This window comes from Marinomonas sp. AWM4_232 (assembly GCF_056158325.1).
The window spans coordinates 1-8,970 of the sequence record NZ_JBSWTA010000009.1 but is presented as its reverse complement, the minus strand read 5'-3'; the positions used below and the strand labels follow the sequence as shown (position 1 = coordinate 8,970).

The following is an 8,970-nucleotide window of genomic DNA, read 5'->3' as shown; positions in this document are numbered from 1 at the left end:
AAGGTTAAACGGTATGTCAAAAATACAGCTACAGACACTGGGATTCACTGCACTAAAACTACATCAGACCGAATCTACGTCATTTCCTTAATAAAGGGGTAAAGTTGATTGTAAACGAGAAGGGTTAGTAGAAGACGGTAAAATTCAATTTAAAGATGTTGTAAAAGATACAGAACTGATAAAAGCAGGGCTAGAGCGTATTTCACGTTCTATGGTAACAATGGCAATTATACCTGAACTTGAGTCTTCACCAAGCAGTAATTATGAAGACTGGGCAAGTATTAAAATTCGTATGGTTGAATCTACGGATGCGAACTCCCAACAAACCAAAAGATAATGGAGAATATTATCAATGGAATCATGGATGGGGTAGGAAACGTAGGTGGTGGAGAGTATAACATTTCACCTGAGACAAGAACAAAAGGTGGGTTATTTGATGTAGTCGAATATGTACATACATTTGATGCAAAGATGGCAAACATTACGACCTTTATTTGCCTATCAAGTATTGGATTCCTTGCAGGAGAAGGGCGAAACAGTAGACTGGTCAAACATTGTATTAGGTAAAGGAACAGATGGAACTACAGTTACTTCTAAAGCAGGAAGTAAGGTAGACTTCACAAAACAGCTTGTTCACAATATTATAGCAGGTTCTCGAAGTGGTAAAGGGGTAATGCCTGTAACATTCTATCAACGGCTATTGCAAGTGAACGTCCAGTATTTTACTTAGAACCGTAAACCTGATATGGCGGCACTATTCGCTGATTACGTAGGGGTAGACAATGGTACGCCAAACATGTTTATCGTAAGTGGTTCAGCGTATTCAGATAGCTTTGATATCAATGGCGTATTAAATTACGATGCAATGTCTAGTAAGTGGAGACCGAGAGTACCTGAGTGGTGGGATATCAATTCCTATAAAGACGAGTTAGGTGACATCGTGTATTACAGAGCCATCATCTTTACACTAGGTTTACTTTTACTAAGACTATATGCAAGTGGTTCGAATAAAGAGTTATTTGATGCGTTAGGTGGTCCAAACGGAATAGCAGTCGTACTAGATGAGTTTACGAAGTTTCCAAACTAACTTCTCATCTAAAAAGATAAATCCTCGTGGTACAAACGGATTTTTCAGTAAGAGATGCTATTAAGTAAAGCAACTCTACAGGAATTAGAGAAGGCGAAAGATGTATTGGAAGACTTCCCTTCAATGGACGGATTAAAGTCTAATGAGAAAGCAAAGGTAAGGGAAGCACAAAACTTAATTAAAGAAATACAAGACCCGAAACGAGCATACTGTACGGATATGTTAGATAATTTAGACCGTACAATCCTAAAGTTAAACGATGCGAAAAATGCAGGTTTCAAGAATGCAGAAGAAGTGATGTCTGATATCTTTGTAATTGGTCAAAATGTTCGTATCAACCCGCTTCCAAATGGTGAACTGATATTCCCACGAAATCAAGGGAAAGCAGGAGGGTTAAACGCAAGTAAAGACTATAATGACACATGCGAATCAGTACTTTCTTATATAACTTTAGTACAGATTGGTTCTTAGGGTATAATGCAGACTACCCACAATACATGTTAGCCAATAAACCTGATTCACCTTCTAAATCAAGATTAACACAAGAAGCTAGAAACTTTGTATATTACAAGGGTTCTCGTGATGCGGTAATGGGGAACATGCAAGTAAGTACATTGAAATCAGATGCAACATTCTTCAAGCCTTACTTAATCTTAAATAATGCAAAAGAGCCAAAACCATTAAGTAATGACCCAGCGACTCGTAAAGCACAATGTACAACACCTGAGTTTCAGTATGTCGGTGGGGTAATCATGTTAACGGGTAAAGAGTGGGATAAGATACGTAAACCAGAACGTAGACCCTGAAACAGATGAATTAAGACCTGAGATTGGATTCTTTGACTACTTGAACCGCAATGGCACAAGGTAGTGGGAAGCAATTAGACCCTAGAAGTTCCTTAATGAAATCGAAAACAATTGCGAGACATGGTTGTTCATCAAATGGGGTATGAGGGCGATTATCTAGACTTCTTAATGGATTTAGAGACCAGAATGGAATTTCTCGGCTCAATGTTTAGTAGATGCATTTGCTAACCCTGGAGACATTTAAGAGTGGTAAGAATCGTATGGCTACATATCTTGAACTGTTTGGAAATGAATCAAAACAAGCAGGAGATATAGATGGTAGTGAAGAGGAAGAGTTTGAAGTTGGAAATGAGCAAGAACTAGCAACAAGCAATTCTTCTACTGTAATCGCACCAAACTTAGATGTTGATAATCGTAATGTGAATCATGAAGAAGATGAAGACGCTGATAAACATGAAGAAGAACCATGAAGATAAGCATGAAGAGGTAGATATCGGTACGGATATGTATAAAGGTACACCTCAAACGGTTTATACAGGTGAAGAACCACAAATGATGCCGGGCATGGACGATATACCACAACCACAAACTCGTGCTGAAAAGTATGGAAACACGTATAATCCAAACCAAAGTCAAGTGAATGCTCAAGGTGGAATAGATAACCCATTTAATACGCCATTACAAACTGGTACGTATATGAATCCACAAGAGGTTCAATCATTCAACTCTTATGAATGAAATACCTACAGAACGTATTAATGCGTGAATTAGAGAAAAGATTCCCTAATTTAGACAGCGAAGAAAAAGTAATGGAACCTTATAATTCAGAGGTCTATGGTAATGTGTCAGCTTACAACTTAAATGGTCAAACGAGAGAATTACGTTATATGAAGCAACGCCTAGAAGTTGAGAGAATGAATAATCAAGCAAGAAACGAAGAAGAATATTACACAAACTACTTTGACTTCTGTGAGCGTATTTCAAAAGACATTGTAAAATCATTTGGTGGCTACGATGGGGTAGAATCTTTAGTTGTTCGAGACGGTAGTTTAATCATAAACAATCAAAAGTACAGTAAGAAGATTGATGATGCAACACTACAAGGATTACCAGTAGAACAAGATACAACAAATCCATAACGCCAATTACGCTCATGTGTTCAATTTCGCTCATATTAACAAAGATGAAACGATTAGCACACATGAGTATTGATAGTAAAAACTTTGCTTTCATGAAAGTAAAACAGGATTTAGGTATTAGAGGTGAATTTAGTGCAGTAACTATATTTAAAAATGTAGAGAACCTGTATTACTTATCTATAGGAAACCAAAAGTTCGAAAGAAACACGTTAGAAGAAGATATAGCACGTAGTTCAAACTTCTTCCGAAGTGCAAGAAAAAGAGAACTTATCGCTAATGATATGGAAAACTGGGGAAGTCGCTCTGTAAACAAGAGTTCGGGATTCTACAAAGAACATGTATAAGCGTAAAGGTTGGGGCTATAAACTAGGTGGAACCGCTATGTTAGGTGCAACTGTAGTAGGTGGAGCAATGGTACTTGGTATGAAGGGTGCTAGAAACTTCGGAAGAGGATTAAAAGATTTATTTAAAGCGTAATTTCATAGCGAAACAAAGGAGGGTACATGTTGATTTTGAGCATGTGCCTTTTCTTATGTGTATATAATAGGAACAAAGTGGTGTACAAGCCGAAACAAAGCAGGTTAAGAAAAGTAAGGTGTGTTTAGCCAATTTAGGGGTAGATTTCATTTAAAGGGTTTTACAGCTTCATATAGGAGAGATTTTGAATTTCCGCCTATTTGTATATTTTTCTAGAGAAGTCCTTTCTATGGAAGCGTGAGAGGGCTTAAAATGGAAAGGATAAGAGATTGCTAGATTCAGAGGGAAGAGAAGCATAATTGTAGGGTGAGAATGCATATGTTGAACCAACCTCGCATTCAACATGTGCATTACACAATACTGTCTTAAAATATCGCATAAAACATAACTTTTTATAAAATATCGCACTTTTTGCAACTTATTTTAAATTATCACATGAAAACTAACTATTGTAACGAAGAGTCTAAATATTTTTATAGAAACAGAGTGTACAAATAAAAAGTCTTATGTTATAATAAATTTATGTTAGAGAAAAAGTCAGCTACAGATATATGGGTTAAAGGCTGATAGGGTTACATATTTTAAACAAGATAGGAGTATAAGACTATGATTTTAGTAAAAGAAGTACTTAAAGGTGATAAACGAGGGTATGCAAAAAGAGAAGTAGAAAAAGTAATTGTACATAGTAACCTAAACGGAGTTGTATATGAGTTTAGTCAAAAAGATTCATTTGAAGAGTGGTCAAACAAGCTAGGATTTAAGTTAGACCATACATATGCAACCGGTTCAAGTTTAGTTGAGGTTCAAAACCGTAAAGTATTAAACTATGAAGTACCTCATACATTGAAAGAAGTATTTGTAACTGATAAAGAAGAAATACCAACTGATGTTACAAGAATGGTAGGTTTAGTATGTGGTGATGTTGTATTTTGTTACGTTCATACAGAAGGAAACGAAACAACAATTTATCGTCCAAAACCACAAAGTGAATGTTATGAAATGTTACCACAACCAGTTCAGGATTTGATTGTTGAACATGGTATTCGTACAATCAACTTTATATAGTATTAAGGGGTAGGGTAAAACCTACTCTTTTTATTTTATCTATATTTGACAAATAAGAAACTATATGTTATAATAAGATATAAGTTAATCGAGGGAGTGTTTAGTATGGGTTAAGGTATAAAAGTGGAATGGTAGTTCATGCAGAGTATAAAGAAGATGAAAATGGAGTACAAACCTTAGATAAGATTCAGTTGTTCGATAGTATAAATAGTAAGGTGCTTCAAGACGGTTTAACAAAAGAAGAGTTAGAAATTACTCTATTAGATATGTGTTGTAAAATAGAAAACCCTATTGAGAAAGTTATAGATAGTAAAGTTGTATATGAGTTTCCTGTAAAAGAATCAGATGGTTATAAAGTAGTGGCTTACGAGGAAATGTTAGGAGAAGACAAAGGAAAAATAAAGTCAGTTCATGTGTACCAGTATAGTATTAGTAATACGGTAGCAGAACTAGAGTCTATGGAAGAGTTACACAAATGGTTAGAAAGTAAAGGTTTAAAATTATCAAACCCGTATAAAGAAGAAAAGGAAGAGGAAAGAGAATCCGAAGATTTCAGAATGATTTTTTATTTTATCAATCAGTAAGAGAGGTAGCAAATGCTACTTCTTTTTTTTTATTCAAACATGCGAAACGTAAAAGTAAACATCTACGAAACATCCAAAATTATTTTTAGATAGAAATCGCTCTACAAAAGGCTCCCTAGGGGTAGGTAAAATAAACGTTTGAGAACGTTTGCGAAACCCTATATACAAAGGATTTTTGCTATGTTATGATAGGTTCAGAGTTAAAGGAAAAGCGGTTGGGTTCGCTATTTACTTAATCTATCATAATGAAACTATAAGGAGTGTTTAGTATGTCAGTAAAATATCAAGAAGGTATGTTAGTTCGTAAGTTTGTAGATTTAGAAGAAGGAACTGTACAATTTCAAATGTTCTTCAATCAGGATTCAGAACCGATGGATTATTTGGAGAATGAGAAAGAATTACAATTGAAACTGAATGAAATGGGTTGTGAGTTAGAGGATGGAGTCGAGAAAGATAAGATTAAAGGAATGGATATCTATACATATAGAGTAAAGAAAATGAAAGGAGGTAACTAATGTGTCAACAAAACCAGTATTAACAAAAGATGCATTTAAAGTTCTTTCAGGTAAACTTGATCAAGGCAATCAATATTTATTTAAAGAATTAAAACATATTTTAATAGATAACTTTGAAGGAATTAATACAAACCAAGCTTCAAGTATTATAAATAGAGCGTACACCCGTAGAGACGGTATATTAGTAAAAGAAGGTAAGTATTGTTCTTTACGTGCAACCGCTAAGGAATCTACCAACGGGTTGGAAGAAGCAAAGTATATCCTAGAAGATGCACTAAAGAAAATAGAAAAGATTCCAACTAGTTCAATAGAAACGATAGAGCAGTTCAATGAATTAATAAAGATAAGAACAAAACTAAATGAATTTATCGGAGAGCATATCATCTAAATCTCATCAAGGGTAGGTCAAACTACCTCTTTTCTTTATACTTTATTTGACAAATTGATAAATTTATGTTATAATAGAAGTAAGTTAAAAGAGAGGTGAAGTGTATGTTAGAATTACAAGTTGTATCTGAAAGAGAACACGGAAGATAGGTCTATCAAAACATATAAGAGTATTACATAACGATACCTTAATTTTCTTATGTTCTACCTTACCTACAATTAAACTATTATTAAGCGATTTCAGGGGTAGAGCATCCAAACGAAAGTATTTTATCTTTCACCGAAGATTATGTTATTTCAAACATGAAAATTAAATCAGATAAAGAATTTATTGCAGTACCATATACAGAGCATGAGGAAAACACCATGCAAATTGATGTAAGACTGGTTGGTTCTGTAGTAGATGAAAAGGTTATTAAGTTATATGTAGGAAAGCAAGACGACAAAGTATACCTGTACTATCCAAGAGAGGTAGTCGAAGACTGTAAGGGGTTGGGTTCTCTTTCAGACAAGGTAACGTTAGAAGAGTTGTCATTAATTTAAGATAGAAGTGGGGTATAATTATGTGTAGTACAGAACAGTTTAAAAGTAGAAGTTGTATATGAAAAGCCTTTTCGTATTACAGATAGAGGTCATAAACAAGAAGTTGAGAAATGAGGAAACGTAAATTTTTACAAGTTCGTGTTTCTCATAGTGTAGAAGGGGATTTATTAATCACGAACGACCTTCATCAACTAAAAGACTTCTTACATGTTATAGGTGTTCGTATAGGTAGTGTGTATACAGAAATGAATTATGAGACACGAACGATACATTATTAGGAATCTTTATCTATAATCCTATTAAACCTGTTATATTCAAAGAATATAAAGTAGGAGGAATAAATAAACTATCAAAAAGTAATACAGAAGTTACAGGGGTATCAGGTAGTGAGTTTATAGCTTGTTATGTAGATAATTCAGATTTAGTAACTACTATTTATAAACCCGAAACTAAATACAGAAAATGATAAGGTAGAAATGCGTAAACACTTTATTGACAGACCTGTATCTACACATAGTTTTATTTTATTCAGCAAGGAAAAAGACTATATTTTTGAGGGTAAACCAAGTCATAAATTTGAGTTTATTTGTACAGATGTTGCAGAAGAAGGAGAATTAGAGAACTATAATTCTTCATCTGAAACAGAGGATTTTTTAACGTATATAGTAAAAACTGTTACTCAAAGACGAATTGCTTATAGGTTAACTCAACAAGAGTTAGCAGATAGAGTAGGTTTAAAGCAATCCGCAATTGCTAGATTTGAAGCAAGCGCTCATACTTTTACTTATCCTAAACTGTCAACAGTAGAATTAATTGCAACAGGTTTAGGTATGAACTTGGTATTATTTAAAGAGAACGAAGATGAAGTAGGAGGTAAAGAATGAGACTAGAAGTCGTGTATACCTATAACAGCTTTGAAATCTTTCTAAACATAGCAGGTTTATATACAACTGATGGTGTACTAGTTTACAGTGGATTTTCTCCAAAAGAGGTAGAGAGTCTAATTGAGTTTACAGGTATCAAACTAGTAAGTCCATCTACGATTGTATCAGATAAGCATAATGTAACGAGATTATATGAGTTTGATTATATACTACAACTCAAACAATTTGAATTTAAAGAAGACTTACCAAGTAGCATAAAAGAGTGTAGAGTTTGTAAGAAAACAAGTTAGCAAAGGGGTATTTCCATAAAGAAGGAAACGAACTAACAGTTTATTATCCGAAAACAGGATACAATGAACTATTTTTCGGTAATCCTGAGGGTAAAACAATATTCCATATTAGAGAAGGAGAAGAGTAATGTTAAAACTAGAAACGAATCATATTATAGAAAATGGCGAAGTAAAATTTCATGTGGCACAACTGAAAGATGGAGAGAAAGAACTATTTCGAAACAGGAGACTTAACAGTATATCAATCTTTCCTACGTAAATTCAGGAATCGAACTAAGAACACCTGTTAAATCAGAAGTAGGTAATATCCTAATCCAAAATACATATCATTTAGACCAAACAATCGCATTAAGACCTTTTACAAATAAAGAAGAAGTACCTTTACGAGCAGAGTACGTTATTACAGTAGTAGACTCCATTGTAACGGAAGGTGCAGTAAGTATAAAAGAAGATATCATTACAATTTGGTATCCAGCATTGGAACTAGGTACAAGAAAAATTAAAACGATTAGCATTTGAATTATTCAAAAAGCGCAATTCAGACATTAGTCGTGTTCCTGTATTCTTAATTGATTATATGGTAGACAATCAATACTATAAATCAGAATCGGAGGGTAAGTAAGATGGAACTAAAAATGACATACCGACAACATGATTTTCAGTTTCAGTTTTGTGTAGCAAGCATTCTAGACGGAGATAAAGAATTATTCCGTACAAATAATATGGATGTATTTCGAGATTTACTAAAGAAACGGAAATCAAAGTAGGTATGATATTTGAAGCTTATGCTGATGATGATTCAGTTGTAAACCGTTACAAGCTAGACAAGAGATTTGAATTTAAGCAATATAAGAGCTTAGACGAAGTACCTCATATGAGAAACGAATGCGTTACTGTTATAAACAAAGAGCATACAATCGGTTATATTTGTGTGAGAGACGAAGTAGCAACTATCTATTATCCTTCTTATGATTTTACAGAAGATGAATTTAAAGCGTTATACACAAAACAATATATGGCAGGAATAGAACCACAAGTATCTAAACCAGTATTCGTTATGAATCACATTTTAGGGGTAGGGAGTGAACAAGTATGATTATCGAAGTAGTGTATAAGAAGAAACTAAAAGTAGAGTTGCAAAAGGTGCTGATCTCTTGACACTGCACGAGGAACTTAACCTTAGCAATACATGG

General features: G+C 34.1%; 15 protein-coding genes. All 15 read left to right on the top strand.

From position 1 onward, the window contains the following. Positions 1-745: 745 nt before the first annotated feature. Positions 746-1,087 (top strand): hypothetical protein, encoded by a 342-nt coding sequence (locus ACXAC1_RS20040; RefSeq protein ID WP_475063993.1) that lies wholly within the window; start codon positions 746-748, stop codon positions 1,085-1,087. A 54-nt stretch (positions 1,088-1,141) separates the two neighbouring features. Continuing rightward, entirely contained in the window at positions 1,142-1,558 is a 417-nt protein-coding gene (locus ACXAC1_RS20035) for a hypothetical protein (protein WP_475063991.1), read from the top strand. Between the two features lie 128 nt (positions 1,559-1,686). Beyond that, positions 1,687-1,893 (top strand): hypothetical protein, encoded by a 207-nt coding sequence (locus ACXAC1_RS20030; RefSeq protein WP_475063989.1) that lies wholly within the window; start codon positions 1,687-1,689, stop codon positions 1,891-1,893. 260 nt (positions 1,894-2,153) lie between these two features. Beyond that, entirely contained in the window at positions 2,154-2,363 is a 210-nt protein-coding gene (locus ACXAC1_RS20025; protein WP_475063988.1) for a hypothetical protein, read from the top strand. Then, the gene (locus ACXAC1_RS20020) at positions 2,347-2,631 is read left to right on the top strand and encodes a hypothetical protein (protein ID WP_475063987.1); all 285 of its coding nucleotides are present in this window, start codon (positions 2,347-2,349) and stop codon (positions 2,629-2,631) included. The genes ACXAC1_RS20025 and ACXAC1_RS20020 overlap by 17 nt, the downstream gene beginning before the upstream one ends. 20 nt (positions 2,632-2,651) lie before the next feature. Next, positions 2,652-3,032 (top strand): hypothetical protein, encoded by a 381-nt coding sequence (locus ACXAC1_RS20015; RefSeq protein ID WP_475063985.1) that lies wholly within the window; start codon positions 2,652-2,654, stop codon positions 3,030-3,032. 62 nt (positions 3,033-3,094) lie between these two features. After that, positions 3,095-3,376: a hypothetical protein gene (locus tag ACXAC1_RS20010; protein WP_475063983.1), complete on the top strand. Its 282-nt coding sequence runs from the start codon at positions 3,095-3,097 to the stop codon at positions 3,374-3,376. Between the two features lie 739 nt (positions 3,377-4,115). Beyond that, positions 4,116-4,574 carry a hypothetical protein gene (locus tag ACXAC1_RS20005; protein ID WP_475063981.1) on the top strand — a complete coding sequence of 153 codons (459 nt, stop codon included), beginning with the start codon at positions 4,116-4,118 and terminating at the stop codon, positions 4,572-4,574. A 128-nt stretch (positions 4,575-4,702) separates the two neighbouring features. After that, a complete protein-coding gene (locus tag ACXAC1_RS20000) occupies positions 4,703-5,158 on the top strand; it encodes a hypothetical protein (RefSeq protein WP_000260249.1) in 456 nt (151 codons plus the stop codon). A 269-nt stretch (positions 5,159-5,427) separates the two neighbouring features. Continuing rightward, positions 5,428-5,673, top strand: a complete 246-nt coding sequence (locus ACXAC1_RS19995) for a hypothetical protein (protein ID WP_000114348.1) — start codon at positions 5,428-5,430, stop codon at positions 5,671-5,673. 1 nt (position 5,674) lies between these two features. Next, positions 5,675-6,061, top strand: a complete 387-nt coding sequence (locus ACXAC1_RS19990) for a hypothetical protein (RefSeq protein WP_000105161.1) — start codon at positions 5,675-5,677, stop codon at positions 6,059-6,061. A 302-nt stretch (positions 6,062-6,363) separates the two neighbouring features. Then, on the top strand, positions 6,364-6,603 hold the full coding sequence (locus ACXAC1_RS19985; RefSeq protein WP_475063979.1) for a hypothetical protein: 240 nt from the start codon (positions 6,364-6,366) through the stop codon (positions 6,601-6,603). A 476-nt stretch (positions 6,604-7,079) separates the two neighbouring features. After that, positions 7,080-7,487: a helix-turn-helix domain-containing protein gene (locus ACXAC1_RS19980; protein WP_475063977.1), complete on the top strand. Its 408-nt coding sequence runs from the start codon at positions 7,080-7,082 to the stop codon at positions 7,485-7,487. Then, a complete protein-coding gene (locus ACXAC1_RS19975; RefSeq protein WP_001235509.1) occupies positions 7,484-7,777 on the top strand; it encodes a hypothetical protein in 294 nt (97 codons plus the stop codon). Before ACXAC1_RS19980 ends, ACXAC1_RS19975 begins: the two co-directional genes overlap by 4 nt. Before the next feature lie 769 nt (positions 7,778-8,546). After that, a complete protein-coding gene (locus ACXAC1_RS19970; RefSeq protein WP_475063975.1) occupies positions 8,547-8,873 on the top strand; it encodes a hypothetical protein in 327 nt (108 codons plus the stop codon). The last annotated feature ends 97 nt before the right edge of the window (positions 8,874-8,970 follow it).